This window comes from Pseudarthrobacter phenanthrenivorans Sphe3 (assembly GCF_000189535.1).
Lineage (GTDB): Bacteria > Actinomycetota > Actinomycetes > Actinomycetales > Micrococcaceae > Arthrobacter > Arthrobacter phenanthrenivorans.
On sequence record NC_015145.1, the window covers coordinates 413,373 to 437,065 of the forward strand.

The 23,693-nt window shown below is 64.7% G+C and carries 22 protein-coding genes; 10 read left to right on the plus strand and 12 right to left on the minus strand.

The window, feature by feature from the left end; genetic code table 11:
* Positions 1 to 77 precede the first annotated feature (77 nt).
* Complete coding sequence (locus ASPHE3_RS01960; RefSeq protein ID WP_013599552.1) at positions 78 to 1,124, minus strand: lactonase family protein; 1,047 nt, start codon at positions 1,122 to 1,124, stop codon at positions 78 to 80.
* 315 nt (positions 1,125 to 1,439) lie between these two features.
* Between ASPHE3_RS01960 and ASPHE3_RS01965 the strand changes: the two genes are divergently transcribed.
* Positions 1,440 to 2,150, plus strand: a complete 711-nt coding sequence (locus tag ASPHE3_RS01965) for a putative protein N(5)-glutamine methyltransferase (protein WP_254362961.1) — start codon at positions 1,440 to 1,442, stop codon at positions 2,148 to 2,150.
* 263 nt (positions 2,151 to 2,413) lie between these two features.
* Here the strand turns inward: ASPHE3_RS01965 and ASPHE3_RS01970 are convergent, their stop codons facing one another.
* The 8 genes from ASPHE3_RS01970 to ASPHE3_RS02005 form a co-directional block, all read right to left on the minus strand.
* Positions 2,414 to 4,645: an HNH endonuclease signature motif containing protein gene (locus ASPHE3_RS01970; RefSeq protein WP_013599554.1), complete on the minus strand. Its 2,232-nt coding sequence runs from the start codon at positions 4,643 to 4,645 to the stop codon at positions 2,414 to 2,416.
* Between the two features lie 283 nt (positions 4,646 to 4,928).
* A complete protein-coding gene (locus tag ASPHE3_RS01975; protein ID WP_041652479.1) occupies positions 4,929 to 5,498 on the minus strand; it encodes a hypothetical protein in 570 nt (189 codons plus the stop codon).
* Between the two features lie 110 nt (positions 5,499 to 5,608).
* The gene (locus tag ASPHE3_RS01980) at positions 5,609 to 5,875 is read right to left on the minus strand and encodes a GlsB/YeaQ/YmgE family stress response membrane protein (RefSeq protein WP_013599556.1); all 267 of its coding nucleotides are present in this window, start codon (positions 5,873 to 5,875) and stop codon (positions 5,609 to 5,611) included.
* 133 nt (positions 5,876 to 6,008) lie between these two features.
* Entirely contained in the window at positions 6,009 to 6,842 is an 834-nt protein-coding gene (locus ASPHE3_RS01985; RefSeq protein ID WP_013599557.1) for an aldo/keto reductase, read from the minus strand.
* Positions 6,843 to 6,868: 26 nt separating this feature from the next.
* Positions 6,869 to 9,421, minus strand: coding sequence for a rhamnogalacturonan lyase (locus tag ASPHE3_RS01990; RefSeq protein ID WP_013599558.1), 2,553 nt, complete (start codon positions 9,419 to 9,421; stop codon positions 6,869 to 6,871).
* A 150-nt stretch (positions 9,422 to 9,571) separates the two neighbouring features.
* Positions 9,572 to 10,597: an SDR family oxidoreductase gene (locus ASPHE3_RS01995; protein ID WP_013599559.1), complete on the minus strand. Its 1,026-nt coding sequence runs from the start codon at positions 10,595 to 10,597 to the stop codon at positions 9,572 to 9,574.
* Positions 10,591 to 11,562: an aldo/keto reductase gene (locus ASPHE3_RS02000; RefSeq protein ID WP_013599560.1), complete on the minus strand. Its 972-nt coding sequence runs from the start codon at positions 11,560 to 11,562 to the stop codon at positions 10,591 to 10,593. Before ASPHE3_RS02000 ends, ASPHE3_RS01995 begins: the two co-directional genes overlap by 7 nt.
* 34 nt (positions 11,563 to 11,596) lie before the next feature.
* Positions 11,597 to 12,418: an aldo/keto reductase gene (locus ASPHE3_RS02005; protein WP_013599561.1), complete on the minus strand. Its 822-nt coding sequence runs from the start codon at positions 12,416 to 12,418 to the stop codon at positions 11,597 to 11,599.
* A gap of 194 nt (positions 12,419 to 12,612) precedes the next feature.
* On the opposite strand from ASPHE3_RS02005, the gene ASPHE3_RS02010 reads away from it, so the two are divergent.
* Positions 12,613 to 13,515, plus strand: coding sequence for a helix-turn-helix transcriptional regulator (locus tag ASPHE3_RS02010; RefSeq protein WP_041652484.1), 903 nt, complete (start codon positions 12,613 to 12,615; stop codon positions 13,513 to 13,515).
* A 129-nt stretch (positions 13,516 to 13,644) separates the two neighbouring features.
* The gene (locus ASPHE3_RS02015; protein ID WP_013599563.1) at positions 13,645 to 13,860 is read left to right on the plus strand and encodes a hypothetical protein; all 216 of its coding nucleotides are present in this window, start codon (positions 13,645 to 13,647) and stop codon (positions 13,858 to 13,860) included.
* A gap of 87 nt (positions 13,861 to 13,947) precedes the next feature.
* On the opposite strand, the gene ASPHE3_RS02020 is transcribed toward ASPHE3_RS02015, so the two are convergent.
* Complete coding sequence (locus ASPHE3_RS02020) at positions 13,948 to 14,160, minus strand: dodecin (protein ID WP_013599564.1); 213 nt, start codon at positions 14,158 to 14,160, stop codon at positions 13,948 to 13,950.
* A 124-nt stretch (positions 14,161 to 14,284) separates the two neighbouring features.
* Positions 14,285 to 14,989 (minus strand): FadR/GntR family transcriptional regulator, encoded by a 705-nt coding sequence (locus tag ASPHE3_RS02025; protein ID WP_013599565.1) that lies wholly within the window; start codon positions 14,987 to 14,989, stop codon positions 14,285 to 14,287.
* A gap of 159 nt (positions 14,990 to 15,148) precedes the next feature.
* Here ASPHE3_RS02025 and ASPHE3_RS02030 point away from each other — a divergent pair, with 159 nt between their 5' ends.
* The 7 genes from ASPHE3_RS02030 (at position 15,149) to ASPHE3_RS02060 (ending at position 22,938) form a co-directional block, all read left to right on the plus strand.
* Complete coding sequence (locus tag ASPHE3_RS02030) at positions 15,149 to 16,627, plus strand: four-carbon acid sugar kinase family protein (RefSeq protein WP_041651875.1); 1,479 nt, start codon at positions 15,149 to 15,151, stop codon at positions 16,625 to 16,627.
* Between the two features lie 19 nt (positions 16,628 to 16,646).
* On the plus strand, positions 16,647 to 17,546 hold the full coding sequence (locus ASPHE3_RS02035; protein WP_013599567.1) for an NAD(P)-dependent oxidoreductase: 900 nt from the start codon (positions 16,647 to 16,649) through the stop codon (positions 17,544 to 17,546).
* Between the two features lie 141 nt (positions 17,547 to 17,687).
* The gene (locus ASPHE3_RS02040; RefSeq protein ID WP_013599568.1) at positions 17,688 to 19,106 is read left to right on the plus strand and encodes a GntP family transporter; all 1,419 of its coding nucleotides are present in this window, start codon (positions 17,688 to 17,690) and stop codon (positions 19,104 to 19,106) included.
* On the plus strand, positions 19,106 to 19,987 hold the full coding sequence (locus ASPHE3_RS02045; protein ID WP_013599569.1) for a class II fructose-bisphosphate aldolase: 882 nt from the start codon (positions 19,106 to 19,108) through the stop codon (positions 19,985 to 19,987). Before ASPHE3_RS02040 ends, ASPHE3_RS02045 begins: the two co-directional genes overlap by 1 nt.
* 193 nt (positions 19,988 to 20,180) lie before the next feature.
* Positions 20,181 to 21,476, plus strand: a complete 1,296-nt coding sequence (locus ASPHE3_RS02050; RefSeq protein WP_148258069.1) for an acyltransferase family protein — start codon at positions 20,181 to 20,183, stop codon at positions 21,474 to 21,476.
* Positions 21,477 to 21,491: 15 nt separating this feature from the next.
* Positions 21,492 to 21,821 (plus strand): GNAT family N-acetyltransferase, encoded by a 330-nt coding sequence (locus ASPHE3_RS02055; RefSeq protein ID WP_013599571.1) that lies wholly within the window; start codon positions 21,492 to 21,494, stop codon positions 21,819 to 21,821.
* A 142-nt stretch (positions 21,822 to 21,963) separates the two neighbouring features.
* Positions 21,964 to 22,938 (plus strand): NAD(P)/FAD-dependent oxidoreductase, encoded by a 975-nt coding sequence (locus tag ASPHE3_RS02060; RefSeq protein WP_013599572.1) that lies wholly within the window; start codon positions 21,964 to 21,966, stop codon positions 22,936 to 22,938.
* A gap of 59 nt (positions 22,939 to 22,997) precedes the next feature.
* Here the strand turns inward: ASPHE3_RS02060 and ASPHE3_RS02065 are convergent, their stop codons facing one another.
* Positions 22,998 to 23,309, minus strand: a complete 312-nt coding sequence (locus ASPHE3_RS02065) for a hypothetical protein (protein WP_013599573.1) — start codon at positions 23,307 to 23,309, stop codon at positions 22,998 to 23,000.
* Positions 23,310 to 23,693: the final 384 nt, after the last annotated feature.

Here is a 23,693-nt window from a genome sequence, read left to right on the forward strand (position 1 = left end):
CACAACTGTAAGCGCTTGCACTGAATAACTCCAGTGTTTAGGCAACGCCGTTCGGCTCAAGCGGGTTGCAGATGGCTTTAGCCGGCGGGTACCAAGGCGGTTGGGGACGGTGCCTGAAGGTCGTGGACCAGCGGGCCCGGGAGGCCGGTTACTGCATCCAGGGCAAAGGTGGCGATGTTGTCCGACCGCTCGTGGGCTACGTGCAGCCAGCTTCCCCGGACCAGATGGTGGCGCGGCCAGTTTCCGCCACTTGGGGTGTCTTTAACGGGCAGAAGCTCTGTTCCACCGTCCCGTACCTCCAAGGTGCTGATGATGTTGGAGCCCCGGACTCCCACGTAGGCGAAGTGCCCTCGGCGCCCGAGACAAATTTCCGCAGCGGAATCATCCGCGAGGCTGCCCCCGGCAGTGGCCGGACCGCGGAATACAAGCTCGAACGTCCCGGCTTCAGGCCTCAGCACGAACACCTCCACCGAATATTCGGAAACCACGAACACGTTCCCGCTGCGGTGCTGCACCAAATGGCGCGGCCCGCTGCCGAACGGCAGGGCCACCTCATGGTCAGCCACCAGGCCGGTTCCCGGAACGTAGTTCCAGATGCGGATGACATCGTGGCCAAGGTCTGTGGTCATGATCCGGCCGTCGGCCAGCATCAGGCTGGCGTGGGCCCGGCTCTGCCGGGGCTCACCGGGGTTGAGGCTGGCGTGCGGGTCCGCGGACGGCGCGGCGGGGAAGCGCCCGGCGATCCCGCCCTCGCCGTCGAGTTCGTACAGCAGGACCTGGCCGTCACCCCAGCAGGCAGCAGTGATGAACCGGCCCTGCGGGTCTGCCGCCACGTGGCACGTTGCCTCGCCGGCCGGTTGCGGGTCCCCCAGGGGTTCCAGCCCAAAAGCGCCACTCCGGCGAAAGGACCGCACCATCTTCCGTTGTTCGGCAACCGCGTACACCACTGGCAATGTGGGGTGGACAGAAATGAACGACGGCGAGTCTGCCTTTACCGCGGTTCCCAGCCATTCGAGGTTTCCGTCCGGGTTCTCGGCGAGGGCTCCGATTCCTTCGGCACGGCCTCCTCCGTCTGCCGTGTAGGTGCCGGTCCAGATGATGGGCTGCTCGGAAGGGGCTGTCATGACTCCATCCTGCCAACAAACTGCTGTGTTGCGGTGGAAATGCGGAATAGCATTGGGTTCTGCTGAGGCGTCGCAGTGCCGTGGCTCCGTGGAAAGGCCCGGCTCGCTGTTGGCCTCCGTGGTTGATTGTTTTAGGTGCGGGGCCACCTGTTGAGCTGCGTCAGCGTCAGCAGTTGAGGGTGCACGGCTGCTCGGGGAAGGGAAGTGGTGGTGCCAGCGTCCAGATCCACTTCCGCGCTTCAGTCGGTGGCTGCGGTCGCTTCCGTGTTGCGGACGGCCGGTTGTGTGTACGCTGAGGATGAGGCACGCCTTCTGATGGATGAAGCCCCAGGCCCTGGGGCGCTCGCCGGGTGGGTGGATCGCCGGGTGAACGGCGTGCCCCTTGAACACATTCTTGGCTGGGCGGGGTTCGACGGGGGCCGTATCAGCGTGGACGCGGGTGTATTCGTACCGCGGCGCCGGACCGAGTTGCTGGTCCACGAGGCTGTGAGGCTGTTGCATCACGCTTCCTCAGCCTCGCGGGGCGTCGTTGTGGACCTTTGTTGCGGTTCAGGGGCCGTGGGGGCAGCCATTGCCCGGCGACGCCCCGATATCGAACTGCATGCGGCTGACATTGATCCGGCAGCAGTGGAGTGCGCGCGCCGGAATGTGAATGCCTTCGGAGCACATGTACACCAAGGAGATCTCTTTGAAGCCCTGCCGCTACGGCTCCGCGACCGCGTGCAAGTACTCGCTGTCAACGCCCCTTATGTCCCCACAGGGGCGATAGCGGCGATGCCGCCGGAAGCCCGGGTGTTCGAACCACACACAGCACTCGACGGCGGGGCGGACGGACTCGATTTCCATCGGCGGATCTCCGCCGGTGCACTCGAGTGGATTGCCCCTGTCGGTCATTTACTCATAGAGACGAGCAGGCACCAGAGTGAGTCGACTGCCGCACTCCTGACTGCCGCGGGACTGGCTGTCCGGGTGGTTCACTCCGGGGAACTGGACGGGACTGTTGTGGTGGGAACCCCTCACCCGTAGCCGTAGCCGTAGCCATAGCCTCCAAAGCCTAGCCTCCAAAGCCTAGCCTCCAAAGCCTAGCCTCCAAAGCCTAGCCTCCAAAGCCTAGCCTCCAAAGCCTAGCCTCCAAAGCCTAGCCTCCAAAGCCTAGCCTCCAAAGCCTAGCCTCCAAAGCCTAGCCTCCAAAGCCTAGCCTCCAAGCCCCAAGTTCCTGTCTTCAAGCTGCTACCGGGACGCGACGGATCGATGTCCATAATCACGTGTCCATAGTTAAGCTGCTGCAATCACGGTGGCGGCGGAGGCGGTTTGAAGTAGTGGTTTTGTTGCGGTTTTCGATGTGGGTCAATGTGCTGTGGGGGTGTGTACCAGGGGATGCCGTTATGGACGCTGATGGTCCATTGTTCTTTGTGGACGAGGTGATGATGGTGTGTGCACAGGAGTGCGCCGTTACTCGTGGTGGTGGGCCCGCCGTGTGACCAGTAGGTGATGTGGTGGGCTTCGCACCATGGAGCCGGGATGGTGCAGTTGGGGAAGCTGCAGCCTTGGTCGCGGGCGGTGAGGGCGAGCCGCTGGGCTGGGGTGAAGAGCCGGGTTTTCCGTCCGAGATCCAGGATTTCACCCTCGCTTCCCAGAACAGCGGGAATAATCTCGGCGTCGCAGGCGAGCTTGCGCAGGGTTGCGGCCGCGACCGGTCCGGTGAAGACAAAGTTTCCGGTCCCCGTGCTGGCAGTTGTTCTTGGATGTGTGGCTGTTTGCCCGCCGGTGGCCTGGCTGGCTGTTTCCCCGCCGGTGGCCTGGCTGGCTGTGGCACCCGAACCGGCGTCTGTTCTGGTGGTGGGGCTGGTACTTGAGCTGCTGTCTGGGCCGGTACTGGCGGTGCTGCTGGTACTGGCGGGGGCCGGGTGGGCGGTCTGGGGGAAGAGATCCTCCTGGTTGATAATGGCCATGATTTGTGGCCGGTTGCCCCCGGCGCTCGGCAGTTTGTTGGTGGCCATTCCAGCTTTGACGGCGCCGATAATGCCGTCGAGTTGTTTTTGGGAGCGGGTGCGGCGCTCAAGGTCGAGGTTGTTCCCGCTCCCTGCTCCGGTTTCGCCACTGCTGTTACCCAAAGCAGGTAATGCCCCAGACCCACCAGTGTGCTCGCCGGTGCCCGCACTGACTGCGGCGCCGCCTGCGGCTTGGGTACCGGTGCGGGGATTGGTGGCGGCGTTCATCACTGTGAGCAGGTGCTCGTACTGGTCCGTTGTGGCGAAGATTTCCAAGTGATGCAGGCCGTAGCGGGGCTTGCGTATGAATGCACCCTGGGTGTGACGGAGGGCTTCTTCACTGGGCTCGGTGCCGTCCGCATCGACGGTGTCGGTCCAGCGCTGTGCGAGACGGGCAACGAAATCCGGGTCTGCTGCTGCCGCGGCTTTCGTAAGGTCCTGTTCGATCCGGTCAAGGACCTCCGTGGTGGTGCGGTGATGGAGCCGGTCTAAGACGGCGGTAATGATCGTGCCCGCGTATGAGGAGACCGCGGGAGCTAAAACGCTTTCCCCGATGCCTTCGCTGGCGCTGGTACTGGTATCCGTGCCTATGCGTGTGCCAGCATCCGAAGCTGCATCTTTGCTTGTCTCGCTGGAAGCGGGGGTCAGGCCGGCGGCGAGGTGGGGCCGGGCCGGTGGGATCGGCTGGCCGGTAAGGCTGGTGCAACTGAGGACCTGGTGCGCGAGGGCCAACCGGCGGCGGGCTTCACGGAGGGGAATCCGGAGCCGGAGCCGGAGGAATTCCGCGGTGTTCCTGCACCCGTCATCCGCCGGCGATGTTATGGCCGGGTTGGTCCTGGCTGCTGCCGGAGTACCTGCCCCGCCTGGCGTGGCGCTGGCTGTCGGGGTCCCTTCTCCGGAGGATATTGCGATGCTTGTCTCTGCCGTCGGGGCTGCCTCCGCGAGCGGACCCGGCCAGTCGGCATCTGTTTCGTTTAGGGTTTCCACCGCGCTTTCCCACCCGGTGACCCACACATTGCGTGTCCGGGCACGTGAAACCCTGGCAGCGTCTGCGGTTGCGATCGCCTCAGCTCGGGTCCGGTCCACGGTGCCGGCGGCCAGCAGTTGAAGGTACTCGACAGACCGCGCGAGCTCTTCAGCCTTCCCGGCAAAATACGATGCCTCAACATAATCGGCTGCAGCAAGGGCGGCCGGAGCGGCAGCAGCAGCGGAGGCCAGGAGCGAGCTGATTACTCCAAGGCTGATGCATCCCCTGGGAGCCCCGCCGGTGTCCGTTTGAAGCGGAAGATCTGAAATTGCAGCGGCTGTGGAATGGGAGGCTGTGTCTTCTGGTCGGAAGGCGGTGGTTGGGGAGGGGGACGGGGCATCCTCCCCGACGGCAATATGGCGGCCTGGCTGGCAGGGGGAGCATCCGTCCAGTCCGCCAGGTGCGGGGCGGTCGCCTGGAGAATTATCACCCGGAGAAGCGGGTCGGGTGAGCACTGCCGTATCCGTGCCGTACTCCCCGAACTGATCCCCAATGGCTTCCATAGACCAATTCTGGTGCAGGGGGCAGACAATCCCTGGCTCCGGGGCCGGCTATGTGGATAAGTAGGACTGGCCCGTCCGGCCCGCGGGATCACGTTCCGAGCTGACAGCTGGACGATGCCGACACCTGGGCAGCGCTGCGGGGGGTGGACGCCTGAGACGCCGCTGGCCGCCGCGTCCCCCAAGGATCGCGACGGCCAGCAAAACCATTTAGTTGTAGCACAGACGGACGGGTTTCCCGCTGTCAAGCGGGAGCCCGCGTCATGCGCCAGAAAGAGTTGGCCTGCTAAGGCTTGGACTCGGTCTCGTCATTTGTGCCCAGGTTGGTGGTCTCGGGATGGGTGCTGTGCGCCGGGATATGGTCCTCGCCCAGGTCACTGGCATCATTCAGCGTGCCAGAAGTCCCCGCGCCGGAAGTCCCCGTTCCGGAAGTTCCCGTTCCCGTAGTCCCTGTTCCAGAGGTACCCAGCGTGGCTGAAGTGCCGAGGGTATCCGTGGTGCCGGCGGTACCGGCTGAGCCAAAGCCGCCCGAAGTACCCGCACCCGTGGTGCCGGCCGCGCCTGCCGCAGCGTCGCCGTCGGACGTGGACTTGGTATCCCCGGACGCCCCGTCGCGGTGCATGGCGGAGCCGATGACGGTGCCTGCGCGGCGGGCTGCCTCCGTGAGCTGATCGGCAACTTCGGGGGCCTTTTCCTTGATGGCCTCCGTTGCCACCGACACTTTGTCCTGCACGGGCTTGCTGTCCCAGATGCCCGCGGCGCGTGCCTTGAGCTTGTCATAGGCCGCCCGGCCGGACCGCGATCCGAGAACGTACCCTGCGGCGATCCCGACGCCCAAAAGAAGTTTGTTTTTCACAATGAACTCCTGCTTCATGAGAAGTTTTCCGTCCCGGCCAGCTGGCCGGAAGAAATGAAAACCGGCCTGGGGATCTTGTCCCCAGGCCGGTTTCCTGGCGTGCACGCGTATTAGCCGCGCGCGCCACGCTTGGTGACCATGCCGTACACCAGCAGCACGATAAGTGCGCCGCCGATGGCCAGCAGCCAGGTCTGCAGCGAGAAGAACTCCTGCAGCCCCGTGCCGAAGATCATTCCGCCGATCCAGCCGCCGAGGAGTGCTCCAACGACGCCCAGGACGAGGGTGATGAGCCAGCCGCCACCCTGCCTGCCCGGGAGGATTGCCTTAGCGATCGCACCAGCAATAAGTCCGAGAATCAGAAATGCAATAAATCCCATTTTTCGTTCCTCTTCCTAAGTAAAGGAGGTCCCCGGATCCCGGCGACACTTCATCCTTCTGCCCCAATAGTAATCATGCTTACTATCTATTTGCCAACCCCGGATGCTGGAAAAGTCCCATTTCAGGCCCGAATCAGTGCCCCGTTACGTCCGAATCGTTGCCCGCGCCAGGACCCTCGTCCAGGATGGCAAGTTCCGCTAGATCCTGCGGATCAAGGGCGAAATCGAAGATGTCGATGTTTTCCCTCATCCGGTCAGGATTGGCAGTTTTCGGAATCGTTACAATTCCGTTTTGTACATGCCAGCGAAGGACCAGTTGACCCGGTGTTTTTCCGTGCTTCTCGGCCAGTTGGGAAAGGATTGGAGCGCTGAGCAGGCCCGCACCCGCGCCCCCCAACGGGCTATAGGACTCCGTTATGATCCCATGCCTGCGGTGGAAGTCCCGCTCGGCGCTGCGGGTGATCGCGGGGCTCAGCTGGATCTGGTTCACTGCCGGAACCACCGCCGTCTCCGCCATCAGCCGTTCCAGGTGCGCCGGCTTGAAGTTGGAGACACCGATGGACCGCACCTTTCCTTCGCCCTGCAACCGTTCGAACGTCTTCCACGTGGAGACAAATTCGTCCCGCGCCGGCAAAGGCCAGTGGATCAGCAGCAGATCCACGTAATCCAGGCCCAGCCGCTTCAGCGACCCCTCCAGTCCTTCCACGGCGCGGTCGTTGCCTTGGAACTGGCCGTCGAGCTTGGTGGTGACAAATACCTCCCCGCGGTCCACTCCACTTGCCCGGATCCCGTTGCCCACACCCTGTTCGTTGCCATACTTCACGGCAGTGTCGATATGGCGGTACCCGGCTTCCAGGGCCTGCACGACGGCGGTGGCCGCCTGGTCGTCGTCCAGCGGCCAGGTGCCAAGGCCTACTTGGGGGATCGAATATCCATCGTTGAGCTTGATCAGTGGTGCTCGTGTCATGTCACCAGTCTCTCCGTCAGATGCTCCTAGCTTCCGAAAGCCTGCAGAATATTTTCCGCGTTGTACTCCAAGGACACCCTGGCGGTGTCCGATACGGCATCCGGCCCCTTCTGCTGCGCGAGGAAGTCCACGAAGCGCTGGATGGCCTGGGCTGCCTTGGCGGCATCGCCGTCGTCCACAGCTTTTGCCGCCTGCTGCACGCTGGCCGTTAGTTGGCTGCCCACCGGCCCCGCGATATCGCCGGACTCCACGAGGTCCTCTACCACGTGCTCCAGCGCCTTCACGCTGCCCGGCAGCCATGCAGCCCGCAGTGGGACACCGGCAAAATCCATGTCCGAGGCGAAGTAGAAGTCCGTGTAGGAGGGCTGGTTGTAGCTGGTGTTCTGCCGGGCCACCTCGGCGCGGTACTGCGGGTCGTGCATCAGGGTGTAGAGCTTGTGGTTGGTCACCTCGGTGCTGAGGTACATCCGCAGTGCGGAGCTGTCCGCTGTCCGCACCAGCATTTCCTCGCGCCAGTCACCAACGACGTCCGCTACGAGGCTGGGGGTGCCCTTGGTGCCGTTATTGGTGCGGGTGTCCGTTGCGGTCAGTAGCCGGCCACGCTTCCAGTAGTCGATAGTCGGCGTCTGTTCCCCGGAGCCGTTGATGATCTGCGTGGTCATGTCTGCTGCCCACTTGATGCTCATGTTGGTACCCGGAGCGGACGTGGAGAGCTTGTCACCATCTGCCGACTGCATGCCAACGGCCCAGTTTTCGATGCCGGGAACGGTGGGGTCGACGTCACCGATCATGCCGCGGCCTGTGTCCCTCCCTGAGTACGCGCCGAAAAGCACATCACCCGTGGCCGCGTCGCGCATGGCGTAGCCGTAGGGTGCATAAGTGCCGCCCTCATGAACGGTGAAGATCTCCTTGCCGGGGCGGTTGGGGTCGATGTCCGTGACGTGCATGGCGTCGCCGTGGCCCAGGCGTGCTTCCTCGCCGGGTGTGGCGCTACCGGCGGGCAGGGTGTCGAAGGAACTGTAGAGGAGCGAGCCGTCGTCGTCGATCGTGGCGGAACCGTAGACGATTTCCTGCTTGCCGTCGCCGTCAACGTCAGAGGCGCTGAGGGAATGGAACCCCTGGGTGGTAAGCGTTCCGAACTCCGGATCCGTGCCGTTGCGGCCGTGCGGGCCGTCGTTGAACGGGTTGGTCATGGGGGTCCAGCCGGAATCCACGTTCCATACGGGGGAAAGGTTGGCACCGTCCCAGGTGTAGGCCGCCAGGGTGCTGCGCGTGTAATAGCCGCGGGCGAAGACCGCCGCCGGCTTCTTGCCGTCAAGATATGCGACGCCTGCGAGAAACCTGTCCACCCGGTTGCCGGGTTCGATGCGGGACATCGCATAGTCGCCCCACATCAGACCGTCGTCGTGCCGTCCGGGCTCGTAGGCAACGGTCTTCAGCTCCTTGCCGCTGGCGCCGTCGAACACCGAGAGGTATTCGGGGCCGGAGACAATAAACCCTTCGAAGGTGCGGAGGTTGTTGCGTGCGCTGCGTGACGGGGCGTAGACGTCTATGAAGTAGTCCGTCAGGGCCTCCGCGTCGCTCTGGGACAAGGGGTACTGGTACTTCGGGGCGATGCCGAAGGCTTGTTCCAAGGTTGCCGGCCAGTTGCCGGCCTTCACCTCCGGGTGCTCGGTCCAGCCTTGGAACGTCCTGACCATATGCTGGTAGTAGTCCGCGGCGCTCATCCGGTAATCGTCGGAGTTGGAGTAGCCGGCGTAGGTGTCTGACTGCAGCAGCGAAATGAAGTTCTCGGAAGCAACCGAGCCATCGGAGTTGAAGCTTGTGCTTTTGGTGCCGGGAGCCGTTTTCATCATCATTTCCGCCCGGCCGTCGCCGTCGAAGTCGTTGACGAGAAGCTGGGTGTAGTGGGCGCCTGAGCGGATGTTTACTCCGAGGTCGATCCGGTGTAGCAGCGTGCCGTCCGCCGTGTAGGTGTCCACGTACGTGTTGCCGGTGTAGCCGATCTGGGAGACGTCCTTGGAGTTGTTCGGATCCCATTTCACGATGAACTCGTACTGGCCGTCGCCGTCCACGTCGCCCACTGAGGCGTCATTGGCATTGTAGGTGTAGGCCTGGCCGGCAGGGGTGACGCCGTCTGCCGGCTTCTTCAGCGGGATGTCCTTGAAGCTTCCGCCCCAGGGGGTGGCTGCTGCGCTTTCGTCCAGCTCAACGCCGCCGACGACGGCCCGCACCTGGTATTCCGACGCCGCGGTTCCAGCGGGGTCCAGGAAGTTGGTGCTGTCCGTGACGGTGGCCAGCCTCTGGCCGTCCCGGTAGACATTGAAGTTGGTTCCGGTGAGGCCGGTGGCGGAGGAACCGGTAGCCTCATGGCCGAGCAGGCGCCAGCTGAGGAAGACGCCCTCGGAGGTCTTGGCCGCCACCAGTCCGCGGTCCAGGTGGTCCAGCTGGACGCCTGGGGCACCAGGCTTGGGAGAACGTTCGACGGCGGAGGCCGGGGCAGCGAGGCAGCTGAAGGTGAGGGCGATACCGACGGCGGTGACCGACAGCAGGCGTGCGGGAGTACGCTGCGGATTCATCAATGAATCCTTTCAAATCGAGGACGGGAAAACGCTTCCTCAGTAACTTAGCGGCGGTGGGCAGGACAAAACAAGCCTTGCGGCCGCCGTGAAAAGAAGGTATTTAGAACGTTGTAGATTGGTGGGCCGCTGGCTGCCCAGAGGCTGTCTTTACGCGCGGCTGCGGGCCCACTTGATCAGCCGGTCACTCAACTCCATGTAATCCTGGTCCACCATCTGCAGCTCGGGGTGTCCGTCATGCCAGGCCAGGATTTCACGGGCTCCGTCAGCAAAGGGGATGGTGGCGCAGTAGTCCGGGACCAAGGACTTGATCTTGGAGTTGTCGAACACCACCGAGTGTGAGCGGTCGCCCAGCAGGTTCGCTCCCAGGTCCTCACTGCAGGCGGCGATGGTTTCTGACGCCACATGCACCAGTTCCGGTTCTGCCACACCGGCCGCCCGGGCGAACAGTTGGTAAATCTGGTTCCAGGGCAGGAACTCATCGGAGGTGATGGTGTAGCTCTCACCCACTGCCTGGGGCCGGCCCAGCAGCCCCACGAACCCTTTGGCGAAGTCGCGGCTGTGGGTCAGGGTCCACAGTGAAGTGCCGTCCCCGTGGACCAGGACGGGCAACCCGGCCCGCATCCGGTGAATGTCAGTCCAGCCGCCCACCATGGCGATCTTGGTGCGGTCATAGGTGTGCGACGGGCGCACCACGGTGAGCGGGAAATCCTGTTCCCGGTAGGCCGCGTAGAACAGTTCCTCGCACGCAATCTTGTCCCGGGAGTACTGCCAAAACGGGTTCTTCAGGGGCGTGGACTCGCGGATCGGAAGCAGGGTGGGCGGCTTCTGGTAAGCGGAGGCGGAGCTGATGAAGACATACTGGCCTGCCCGGCCGGTGAAGAGGTCCAGGTTGGCCTTGGCCTGGTCCGGCGTGTAGGTAATGAAGTCCGCAACGGCGTCGAAAGTCCGTCCTGCCAGGGCAGCGCGTACCGCGGAGGCGTCCCGTACGTCCGCGGGGAGGATTTCCACCCCTTCCGGGGCCGGCCTCGTGGACCGGCCCCGGTTGAGGATAGTCAGCCGGTGTCCCAGTGCCACGGCGCGTTCTGCTGCCGCAGTGCTGATGACCCCGGTGCCGCCGACGAAGAGGATGCTTCTGGGCGCCACCTGATCGGTTTCCGCGCTGGGGTTCACCACGCGTAGTCCTCCGGCGCCGTCTTGTGGCCGGGGAAGATGTCGTCGAGCCGCTTGAGGGCGTCGGCGTCGAGCGTGACGTCCAGGGCCCGGATCGCGGAATCGAGCTGTTCCTGCGTCCGCGGCCCCACGATGGGCGCCGTGACGGCGGGCTGGTGCAGGAGCCAGGCGAGGGCGATGTCGCCGGGTTCGTGGCCCAGCTCGTCGGCAAAGTCCTCGTACTGCCGGATCTGGCCTTCGTGCTTCTTGAGCGTTTCCGCAGCCCGCCCCTCGGTGCGCCGGACGCCGTCGCGCTCTTTCTTCAGCACCCCGCCCAGGAGTCCGCCCTGAAGCGGGGACCAAGGGATGAGTCCCAGCCCGTACTGCTGAGCGGCCGGGATCACTTCCAGTTCCACTTGGCGCATGAACAGGTTGTAGATGGACTGCTCGCTGACCAGGCCCGTGTAGTTCCGATTGCCGGCGGCTTCCTGCGCCTGGGCAATGTGCCAGCCCGCAAAGTTGCTGCTGCCTGAGTAGAGGATCTTGCCCTGCTGGACGGCCACTTCCACTGCCTGCCAGATCTCGTCCCACGGGGTGTTCCGGTCGATGTGGTGGAACTGGTAGATGTCGATGTAGTCCGTCTGCAGCCGCTTAAGGCTGGCGTCCAGCGCACGGCGGATGTTCAGCGCCGACAGTTTGGACTCATTGGGCCGGTCCGTCATGGTGCCGTACAGCTTGGTGGCGAGGACGGTGTGCTCGCGGCGCTCACCGCCCTTGGCGAACCACCGGCCGATGATTTCCTCGGTCCAGCCGCGGTGGCCGGCGCCGCCGTACACGTTTGCGGTGTCGAAGAAGTTGATGCCGTTCGCGTGGGCTGAGTCCATGATTGCGTGCGCGTCGGACTCCTCGGTCTGCGGGCCGAAGTTCATGGTGCCGAGGCAGAGCCGGGAGACTTGGAGGCCGGAGCGGCCCAGGTGGGTGTACTGCATTGGTGAATCCTTTCGGTGGTGCAGCCTGTCGAAACTACATCTGGGTGAAGGCGGCCACTGCGGGATCGGAGCCTTGGCGCGCTCCCGACTCAAGTGCGGTAATGGCGGCGAGCTCCTCGCCTGAGAGGGTGAGTGTTGAGGCGGCGAAGTTTTCGCGGATGCGGGCAGGCTGGCTGGACTTCGGTATGACGATGTTTCCTGCTGCCAGGTGCCACGCGATCACCACCTGGGCGGTGGTGGCATTGTGGGCGTTCGCGATGCTGGTTACTGCATTGCCGTTCAGGTCCGCGCCACGGCCCAGGGGGCTGTAGGCCTCCACTGCAATACCGAGTTTCCGGCACTTGTCCGCCAGTTCCGCCTGCTGGTAGCTGGGGTGCAGTTCGATCTGGTTCACGGCAGGGACGATTTCCGCTGACCCCAGTAGGTTGTCCAGGTGGTCGGCCAGGAAGTTGGAGACACCAATAGCACGGATCTGCTTGTTCTCGTAGAGCCGCTCCATCTCCTTCCAGGCCTGCACGTACAGATCCTGGGAGGGAACCGGCCAATGGATGAGGTAGAGGTCGACGTAGTCCAGGCCCAGTGCCTTGCGGCTGTTCTGGAACGCCTCCTGGGCCCGGTCCTGCTCGCCGTTGCGGAGCTTGGTGGTGATGAAAATATCCTCACGGGGAATACCCGTGGCGGCGATGGCTGCCCCTACTCCAGCTTCGTTGCGGTAGGCCGCAGCCGTGTCAATGTGGCGGTAACCGGCCTCGAGGGCGTCCTCCACGGTCCGCTGGGTATCTTCCGGCGGCACTTGGAACACACCGAAACCGAGTTGCGGGATGGTGACGCCATTGTTCAGTGTCAGCTCTGACATTAGGGCTCCTTGAAACGTGCTGGGGTGTGGGTGCCGGTGGCTCGACAGGAGAAAGCGGTTTCCGCTGGCTCGCTTTCGAGCCTATGCACTTTTGGCCGGGAAGTCAGCAGTAGAACCTGATTCTGTTTTTCCTAGGACTCCCAGTCCTACCTTCGTTGTAGAAGCGAACCACCATGCCGGGCACAATGGTCTCCATGGGTCAAAGCGCCGAGTTCGGAAAATTCCTCAAAGCCATGCGGTCCCGCCTAAGCCCAGAGGATGCCGGCGCGGGGCCCACCTCCGGTGCCCGCAGGGTTCCGGGCCTCCGCCGCGAGGAAGTTGCACGGCTGGCGGGAGTCAGTACCGACTACTACGTCAGACTGGAGCAGGGCCGGAACATCCATCCTTCGAGGACGGTCCTTGAAGCCGTGTCGAGGGCGTTGAGGTTGGATGGCAGCGAGCACGCGCACATGATGGACCTGCTGGAAAACTGTGCCGGATCCGCGAGGTCCGGCGCTCCGGTGGCGCAGGCTGTCCGTCCGGCGCTTCGCCAACTCATGGACGGCATGGGCGATGTGCCGGCCATGGTCTTGGGCCGGCGCAGTGATGTCCTCGCCGGAAACAGGATGGCCTTCCTGCTGTTCACCGACTTTGCCGCACTGCCTGCCGCTGAACGGAACCTGACCCGCTGGCTCATTCTTGATCCCTCTGCCCGCGATCTCTTCCGCGACTGGAAAACAGTCGCGGCGGAAGCCGCCGGAGCCTTAAGGCTGGACGTGGGCCGGCACCCGAACGATGCCCAGGCAAACCACTTGGTGGGCGAGCTCGCGGTGCACAGCGAGCACTTCCGCCAATGGTGGGCGGGGCATCGGGTGGCCACGCGGTCGGCAGGAAGCGTGCGGCTGCACCATCCTGCAGTGGGGGACCTGGAGCTGAACTTTGAAAACCTCGCCCTCCCGGACGATCCTGACCAGACGCTCAGGCTGTATTCCGCCCGGGCAGGTTCGCCGTCGGCCGATGCCCTTGCACTCCTCGGCAGCTTGGGAGCGCCCGGACCGGCGGTCGAACGGGAATTCGGCCGAAACTCGTCCCCGGCTACTGCGGAAACCAGGGAGTGACAGCCGCCGGAGCCGTTGTACTTTTGTCCAGCAGGAGCGCCCAATTATGGCCACGAGCCCATTGGGGGAAGACTGCACTTTTCATAGGCTGGAGGAACCAGGTTTTCTCCACCAAGGATGGTCTCAACGATGAAACGCATCGCACTGCTCAAGGAACGCCAGGCTGCGGCCGCGGGTGCCCCCTCCACAGCCACTGGCTCCCACTGCCCCGCCTCCGGCCTGTGGAGTCCTGACCACGACCCGCACACGGTGCTGTCCTTCTTTGAAGGACACGTGTTTCCCGCGTTCGACGGCGTTCCTACCGTATGGCGTCGCCGGTCGGCTGGCGCCGTTTCAGCCAACTAGGTCCCCTTTAAGCGCCAACTGACCCGCAGCTGACGTGTGGAAACAGGTTTCGCGACGTCTGCTGCGGGTCAGGTGGACTGGAGCCAGCTAGTGTTCTTCCAGCCGGAAACCGATCTTGATGGTGACCTGCCAGTCGGCGATGTTGCCCTCTGCCAGGTGGCCCCGGATTTCCTTGACCTCAAACCAGTCAAGGTTGCGAAGAGTCTGGGATGCTTTGGCTATCCCGTTGCGGACTGCATCGTCCACGCCCTGAGTGGATGTGCCGACGATTTCAGAAATGCTGTACGTGTGATTGGCCAACTTCGCTCCTCGTGATCAACGTTGCTCCCGGTTGCGGGCGGTCCTTGAAGACTAGTAGCACTCGCGGAGCGTTGACCAGCCCTTATTGGGGAAGTTCCCTTCACGCGGAAACAAGCGCCGGCTGCTACTTCGCCTCGAGGACCAGGTTCCTGAGGTCATCAAGAGTCTGCTGCATATGGGCATCCATGGCCTGCCGAGAGCGCACGGGATCGCGGGATTCCAGCGCCTCGGCGATGTTCTGGTGGTGCCCGATGGCATGCTCCTGGATCTCACGCACAGCCGACGTTTCAGTGCGGCGCTTTTCCAGTACCCGGTGCAGCGGCTCGAACAGCACGGCCACAAAGACGTTTTCGGAGGCGTGCAGGATCAGGTCATGGAACGCCAGGTCCGCGTCCACGAATGCAGCCACGTCATTGACCTCGTGGGCGGCACGCATCGCAGCCACATAGCCAAACAATGTCTGGATGTCGGCGTCGCTGATCCTTCCCGCCGCCAGTTCGCACGCGCCGGTTTCCAGCATGCGCCGCAGTTCGATGAGCTGGATGGAGGCATCAGCCTCATTCTTGCCCTCGGAGGCGGCGCGCAAAACGGCCTCCAGCGAGGCCCAGCGATTGAGGGGGTTCACGAAAGTGCCGCGGCCCCGCTCGACGCTCAGGATCCGTTGCGCCTGGAGCGTCTTCATGGCCTCGCGGACCGTCATCCGGCTGACCTCATGCCGGGCGCTGAGCTCATGCTCTCCGGGGACGGTGGCGCCGGGTGGGAACTCACCGGCAATGATGCGGTCCAGGAGCTCGTCCGCCACCTGGCCCACCAGTGATTGCCTCGCCATGCTGCCCCCGTTGCTCCCTCATTGGATATGTCTGACAAGTCTACTTGCGCGTCGTTATGTCCTGTGCCACACTAGCAATCAAATGCAAGATGTCAGACATCTTACAGTTCCACTTACCACCGGATCCGTGTAACGGGTTCACACACAATGGAGTGCACAGTGACGCTTGAAGCAGACGTTCTGGCCGCCTACCCGGCCGAGGTCCCGATTCCCGCCGAACTGGTGGCCGGCACCCTGGCCGCCGCCAACGCGGAAACCCCGCGCGTACTGGTCGTGCTCGACGACGACCCCACCGGAACGCAGTCCGTGGCAGATCTGCCTGTGCTCACCCGCTGGGACGTCGAGGACTTCATCTGGGCCTTCGGTCAGTCCAAGCCGGCCGTTTATGTCCTGACCAATACCCGCAGCCTGGACCCTGCTGAAGCCGCTGCCCGCAATGAAGAGGTGGTGCGCAACGCGCTCACCGCGGCGGGGTCTCCCGGGGACCTGAGCCTTGGCTTCGTCAGCCGCAGCGATTCCACCCTCCGCGGCCACTACCCGCTCGAGCCGGACGTCATCGCCGCCACCGTGGCCGATGTCAGCGGGGAAAAGACCGACGGCGTTGTGCTGGTCCCTGCCTTCCCGGACGCCGGGCGGGTCACCATTGGCGGTGTCCACTACATGCGCGGCACCGGGGACGCAGCCGGAACCCTTACCGCGGTGTCCGAGACGGAATTCGCCAAGGATGCCACCTTCGGTTTCACCACCTCCGTGATGGCCGACTACGTTGCAGAGAAGTCCCGGGGGCGTTTCGCGCCGGAGTCCGTAATCGTGCTGGACCTGAACATCATCCGGGCCGGCGCAGCCGCCCAGGACCCCGCCGTCTCAGCCGGCGCCATCGCCGATGCCATCGACGCTGCCTCGGATTCCACCCCGATCGTTGCGGACATCGTGACCGAAAACGACCTGCGCGCACTGTCCCTCGGCCTGGAAGAAGCTGAGCGGCGCGGCAAGAAGCTCCTTTACCGCGTGGGCCCGCCGTTCGTCCGTGCCCGGATCGGCCAGGAAATCCGCGCCGAACTCAGCGGTGCCGAGGCCTACGCCGGCAACACCCCCTCCGAGGCCGGCGGCCTCATCGTCGTCGGATCCCACGTCGGCGTCACCACCCGCCAGCTCAAGGTGCTGACGGAACAGCACAGCTCCGCCCGCATCGTTGAGATCGACGTCGAAAAGCTCCTCGGCCCGGATGCGGACGCCCACCTGGATCAGACCGTCGATACCGTCGTCGAGGCCCTTCACAGCGGCGACGTCATCGTCCACACCAGCCGCCTTCTCATCAAGACAGATGACCCCGCCGAAAGCCTGCGGATCGCGCGCACTGTATCCGCCGCCGTCGTCGCCGTTGTGAACCGCACCCTGAAGACTTTCCCGCCGCGGTTCGTCATCGCCAAGGGCGGCATCACCTCCTCGGATGTCGCCGCGCACGGCCTGGAAATCCGCCACGCCATTGTCCGCGGACCCATGCTGCCGGGCATTGTCTCGCTCTGGGAGCCCGTGGACGGGACCGCCAAGGGCATTCCGTACATCGTCTTCGCCGGCAACGTGGGGGACGACCAGTCCCTGGCCGACGTCACCCGCAAGCTCAGCGCCACTTTCTGACCGTTCACAGGAGAACACCATGACCAGCAACTACACCGTCACCGTCCTGGGCCTCGGCGCCATGGGCCTGCCCATGGCCACCCGCCTGGCCTCCCAGCTGACCGTCCATGGCTTCGACATCGCTGAAGCCCGCCTCAAGCTCGCGGAGGAAGCCGGCATCGCCACCTTCGCCTCCGCCCGCGAAGCCGCCAAGGGCGCCGATGCCGTCCTGCTGGCCGTCCGCAACGGCGAACAGCTCAACGACGTCCTCTTCGGCGGGAACGGCGTGGCCTCCGTGCTGGAGCCGGGCGCCGTCGTCATCCTGGGCAGCACCGTTGGCACCGAAGCCATCCCCGCCACCGTGGCCAAACTGGCTGAATACGGCGTGGACCTCGTGGACGCCCCGCTGTCCGGCGGCCCCAAGCGCGCCGGCGAAGGCGACCTGCTGATCGTCGTCGGCGCTTCCCCCGAAGCCCGCAAAAAGGCTGCTCCGGCCCTGGAACTGCTGGCCTCCACCCTCACCGTGGTGGGCGACAAGCCCGGCGACGGCCAGGCCCTCAAGACCGTCAACCAACTGCTCTGCGGAGTCCACATCGCCGCCGCTGCAGAAGCGATGGCCCTCGCAGACGCGCTGGGACTGGACCAGGCCAAGACCCTCGCCGCCCTCGAAGCCGGGGCTGCCGGCTCGTTCATGCTGTCCAACCGCGGCCCCCGCATCCTCGAGGCCTACAACGAGGAAGGTGCCGAGGTCCTCTCCCGCCTGGACATCTTCGTCAAAGACATGGGCATCGTGGGCAAGGCCACCCGCACCGCCGGGCTGGCAGCCCCCGTTGCCGCCGCCGCCGAGCAGCTCTACCTCCTGGGCCAGGCCCAGGGCCTCGCCGCCGCCGATGACTCCGCCGTCATCAAAGTGGTTGCCCCCACCAAGCGCACCAAGTAGCGGTACCTCCCCCCCAACGTACGACGGCGGCGGTCCCCCCCTCCGCCGCCGCCGTACCTCCCAGCGTTTCCCCCAACGCAGCATTCCCCCAATGAAAACCAGCTCGCTAGGCTTAGCCAGCGATGTCAAAGGAGACACTCGATGAGCGCATTAGCTCTTCTTGCCATAGCAGCAGCAGGTGTCGCCCTGCTGCTTGTGGCCGTCATCAAGTTCAAAATTCCTGCATTCCTTGCCCTCCTTGTGGTCAGCGTCGCCGTGGCGCTCGTGGCGGGGATCCCACTTCCGGACGTCATCAAGACCGTTACTGAAGGCATGGGCGGAACGCTCGGTTCCGTGGCCATCCTGGTTGGCCTCGGTGCCATGCTGGGCAAGATGATCGAAATTTCCGGCGGCGCCCAGTCGCTTGCCGGAAAATTCACCCAGCTGCTCGGACCAAAGCGGGTCATCGCAGCGCTGACGGCTGCTGCCTTCCTGCTCGCAATTCCCGTCTTCTTTGACGTCGGATTCATCATCCTGATTCCCATCATCTACGGCTTTGCCAAGGCTGCCGGCGTCAATCCCGTCAAGATCGGCCTGCCCGTGGGCGCCATCATGCTGGCCATCCACGTCGTCGTTCCTCCGCACCCCGGTGTCGTGGGCGGCGCGGGGATCCTCGGTGCCGATATCGGCTGGACCACCATCCTGGGCCTCGTACTCTGCATCCCCGTAGGCGTCCTGGGTTACTTCGTTGCCCGGAAGCTCAACCGCCGCGAATTCACCATGCTGCCGGCCACCGCTGAGCAGTTCCGGCTGTTCGGAACCGGCAACTCGCAGGTGGAACAGGAGGCAGCCCAGGGCACGTCCCAGGTTGCCGTCAAGACGCAGGTCAAGACCGCCCCCAGCCCCGCGATGATCATCACGCTCATCGTCCTGCCCATCCTGATGATCATGGTTGGCACCGTGGGTGCCGTCATCCTCCCCAAGGATTCGTTCCCCGCCCAGCTCGCTGCCTTTATCGGCGCCCCGCTGATTGCACTGTTGACAGCCCTGGGCCTGGCCTACTACTTCCTGGGCATCCGCCGCGGCTGGTCCTCGCAGCACACCGGCGAGGTCATGGATTCGGCGCTCGCGCCTACGGCCATCGTCATCCTGGTCACCGGTGCCGGCGGCGTCTTCGGAAAGGTGCTCACCGTTTCCGGCATTGGCAAGGCACTGGCGGAGGGGCTGCAGACCGCCGGCCTTCCGGTCATCGTGATGGCCTTCATCCTCGCCGCAATCCTGCGTGCCTCACAGGGTTCCGCCACCGTTGCGATTATCACCACCTCAGGCCTGCTGGCAGCTTCTGTTGCCGACGGCGGGTTCTCGCCGATCCAGACGGCACTTGTCCTGATCGCCATCGGGTTCGGCGCCTTCGGCCTGAGCCACGTCAACGACTCCGGTTTCTGGATCGTCACCCGCTACCTGGGTCTCTCGGTGGCGGACGGCCTGAAGACCTGGACTGTCCTCACCACCATCCTGGGCCTGGCCGGCTTCGCCCTGACCTTCCTGGTCTGGATCCTGGTAGGAGGCCTGGGCGTCTGATGCGCACCCGACTCGACCACCTGGTCACCTCCGCCCTCCAGCACGGATCTGCGGTTCCGGCCTTCACCTGCTACGAGTTCACCACTGCGTTGGCCGTGGTGGCCGCCGCAGAGGACGCCGGCCGGGGCGTCATCCTGCTGGTCGCCCCGAAGACTGCGGCCACCTCCAACGGCCTGCGCCTCATCAGAGCCCTGCGCGGCCTGGCCGACTCAGCAGCCGTTCCCGTGGCGGTGCAGCTTGACCACGCCTCGGACCTTCAGGTGATGGCCGACGCCGTTGCGGCGGGGGCGGATTCCGTCCTCGCCGACGGTTCGTCCCTTCCTTACGAGGACAACGTCGCATTGGTCCAGGCTGCCCGCTCGCTGCTGGGCCCCGACGTGGTGCTGGAAGCCGAGCTGGGCGGGCTGGCCGGGGACGAGGACCGCGCCTTCGGCGCCGACGGTTCCGGCACGGGCGGTTCCGGCGCTGACCATTCGGGAATTGTAGCGGACGGACTGACCGACTCCGCCCTGGTGGAGGACTTCGTGGCCCGGACAGGCGCGGAACTGCTGGCTGTCGCCGTCGGAAACGTCCACGGCAAGTACAAGGGGGAGCCGCAGCTGCGCTGGGACGTGCTGCAGGATATCGCGGTGCGCACGCACATTCCGCTGGTCCTGCACGGGGCCTCCGGCATTCCGGCCGAAGAGCTGGTGAAGGCAGCGTCCATGAACGTGGGCAAGGTCAACTTCAATACCGAGCTCCGCACCGGCGTGCTCTCCACCCTGCAGGAGCAGCTGCCCGGCCACCGGGCCGACGGCGAGAACCTGCAGGGGCTCCTGGGCCACTGGAACAGCTCAGCCCGCGGCTTCGCGACCACCACGCTGGCCACGCTAACGCGCTGATACCAGCAGGGGGAGGCCAGGATCAGGCAATGATCCTGGCCTCCCTCTTTCGTTGCCTCCTCATTTTCGCCGCTACCCTCCTTAACGCCAGCGCGCGCCGGGCGCACAATGGAGCTGTCAGCAGCGAAAATATGTGCGTTAGGTAGGCATGGTGGGCGGCGCAAAGGAGCAGGGGGCGGCCCCGCGGCCCGGTATGGCAGGCAGTCGCGACGAAGTGGTGGACCTCGTCCGGTTCGTCAGCCTGGCCTTGGTAGTGGTGGGACATTCCATGATGGTCAGTCCGGTCCTGCATCCGGACGGTACGGTCACCACGTTCAATACCCTTGCCGAACAGGACTGGTTCGAGCCCGTTATCTGGGTCTTCATGGTCATGCCGCTGTTCTTCGTGACGGGCGGTGCCACCGGTCTCCAGTCCTGGCAACGGCTCAAGTCCGGCGGCGGGACCGCAGCCGACTTCATCCACGCCCGGCTCCTGCGGCTGGTCCGTCCCGCCACTGCCCTCCTGGTGGCCATGTCTGTAGGCTTTTGGGCCGCCGGACAGCTGGGGGTGCACCCGCAGGTGGTGCAGTTGATGGCGGGGGGCGCGGCCATGCCGCTGTGGTTCCTTGCCGCATACCTGACGGCGCAGCTGGCCATCCCGCTCCTGGCCGCCTTCCATGCCCGTAGTCCCTGGCTGGCGATGGGGACCCTCACTGCGTTGGTGGTGGCGGTGGACTCCCTCCGGGGAACGCTGCCGTTGCTTGCCTACGCCAACCTGGCGTTCCTGTGGTGCGCGGTGCAGCAGCTGGGCTTCCTCGCCGCCGAAGGCCGCTTCGCCAGGCTCTCCCGGTCCCGCCTGCTGGCGGTCATCCTCGGGGCTCACCTGCTGCTCGGTTTCCTCGCCGCGCTGGGGTTGTATTCCTGGAACATGCTGGTGAACCTCAATCCGCCCAACCTGACCCTCCTCCTGCTGGGCATTGCGCAGGCTGCACTGATCGAACTGGCCCGGCCGGCGCTTGTTCCGCTCTGCTCCCTGGGTTGGGTACGCACCCTGCTCGCGGTGGCCGGCGGGCGTTCCCTGACCGTGTACCTGTGGCACCTTCCGCTGCTGGTGGCGATGTCCGGCCTCCTGCTGCTCACGTCCGTCCCCAAACCTGCCTCGGGAACTGCGGAGTGGTGGTGGGCCAGGCCCCTTGTCCTCGTGGCCCTGGTCCTCCTGCTGGTCCCCGCCGTTGCCGCCTTTGGCCGGCTGGAGGAACGTCCGACGGCGCTGCTCCAGGACCGCCATCGGCCTGCGCTGCCGGTGGCCGCCGCCGTCGTGGTTGTCTTTATCCCGCTGGTGGCAGGCGCGGTGCGCGGCCTGACCTTGGGATTGCTGGCTGCCGGCGCCGCCTGCTTCCTCGCTGCGCTCCTGCTTCTGCGCGGCGTGCAGGCACGGCAGCCGGGCAGTGCCAGCCAATCGCCGAGGAGCGACAGCGGGGGCGGAGGCATTGCCAGCGGGGTGAAGTAGTGCCAGTGTCGAACCATGACCGAGAACATGATGTCCACCGAGGATAGGTTCACCCCTGACGTCTCCGTGCGGCGCAATGATGCGAAGCACCGTTACGAGCTGCATGTGGGCGGCACGCTGGCCGTCCAATCCTTCTACCGTGACCTTCCGGGCCACATCGACTTCACCCATACAGAAACAGCCAAGGAGTTTGAGGGGCAGGGATTGGGCAGGGTGCTGGCCCACTTCGCGCTTGACGACGTGGTGGCAGCGGGAAAGCGGATCATTCCGCATTGCCCGTTCATAGCCGGATACCTGCGCAAGCATGAAGGCTACGAACAATGCGTTGACTGGCCCGACAGCTGAGCCTTCTTCACAAATAAGCAACCGCCCCACGTTTTATGGGCAACGGAGCCGGGTAATTCCTCCTGAGCGCGGTCTTGCAGTGGGCGCACGCATATTGTCTTCGCGTGCCCCCAGGGCTGCGCACCACCGGAAGGAATCCTGGATGGACCGCCGGGAACAGCTGTTTGATGTGGCGATCATTGGGGGAGGGCCGGCGGGGTTGAGCGCGGGCGTCGCCCTGGCGAGGGCATTGCGCTCCGTGGTGGTGATCGACGCCGGAGGGCAACGGAACCTGAAGGCAGAAGGGGTGCACGGTTTCCTGACCCGTGAGGGCATGAGCCCCCACGCGCTCCTTGAGGCTGGCCGGCGGGAGCTGGCGGAGTTCGGCGGGAAGGCCGTCACAGGTTACGTGAACTCAGGACGGCGCGAGGACGGGAACTTCCTGCTTTCGCTCGATGACGGCTCATTCCGCTCCGCACGCCGGCTGCTCATCACTTCCGGGATCACCGACCACCTTCCAGACCTTCCCGGGGTGGCCGAACGCTGGGGCAGGGACGTGCTCTACTGTCCCTATTGCCACGGCTGGGAAATCAGGAACCGGAACGTGGGCGTCCTGGCGGCTGATGCCCACGCCGTCCGCCAGGCGCTGACCTTTCGCCAGTGGAGTCCCCACGTCACCCTGCTGCTCAACGGTGCCATAAGGCTCAGCCCCGGGGAAGCGGAGCAGCTGGAAGCCCGGAATGTCCATGTGGTTGAGGGCAAGGTACGGGGCCTGGACATTCAGCATGACCGGCTCGCGGGGGTGCATTTCGACGACGGAAGCGCAGTGCCGCTGGAGGTCCTGGTGGTCAGCCCGGCTACCGTCAGCAAGGCCGATATGCTCCAGGCCATCGGACTGGAGCCCGACGGCCTCGAGGAAGGGCCGGGCAGCCGACTGGCGGCTGATGACTCCGGGCAAACCTCATGCCCGGGCGTGTGGGCTGCGGGGAATGCCACGGACGTCTCAGCCCAGGTAATGACGGCGGCTGCAGCAGGACTGAAGGCCGCTGAGGCGATCAACGCCGACCTCGTGCTGGAGGACACCCGCCAGGCGGTGGAACGTGCAAGGGCCGGGACCGCTCCGGTCCCGGCCCCTTAGCCCGGCTGGTTCAGCCCGTTAGTCCAGCCCGTTCAGCCGGCGAGCTTACTCCAACCCGTTCAGCTGGCGAGCGCGTGTCCGCTAAGGACGGGGGCGTCAATGGTGAAGCCGCATGCGCAGCGGTAGGTTTCCACTTGCTCGGACACCTCGCTGGTACCCAAGGCCACCACGCTGGTTCCGTCGACGTACACAGGCTGCCGGACGGGCAGTATCTGCGGGTCCACCCGCTGCATCGGGGTGCGGCAGTGCACCCGTGTAGTGAGGGTGTCCAGCAGGCCCATATCCGCGGGCCGGGTGGTGCTCAGGGAAATCGCTGCTCGTGTATCGGGCTCCCCAAGCGCCGTAAGCTGGTGGTCTATTGCGGTGGTCATGATGTTCTTCCTTGGGCTTCTTTCACGGAACTGCCGGCGTTGGCAGCCCCGCCGCGAACTGCTTGCGGAGGTTCATTTACCCAGTAAGCAAAGCATGCTTACTAATTCTTCGGCAAGTCCGGGACCGCCCCGCCCCGGATCGAGTCCATCTAAGGGTTCTGCGGACTCCTTGTTGCGCCGCGCCCTTGCGGCCCCGCGTGCCCTTGGCAATTCGAAAGCGGAAATCCTGCAGCAAAACAGCCTGTCCCGCCAGTCAAGGGCCGTCCTTCACGGCTTCGTACGACATGTCGCCGACACGTTCGGCAAATACATCACAAAAGTTTGATTAAAAGGCAAGCCTAAGTAAGGCTGTCCTTTGTTGATCCGAAACGCCGACCGAAGGAA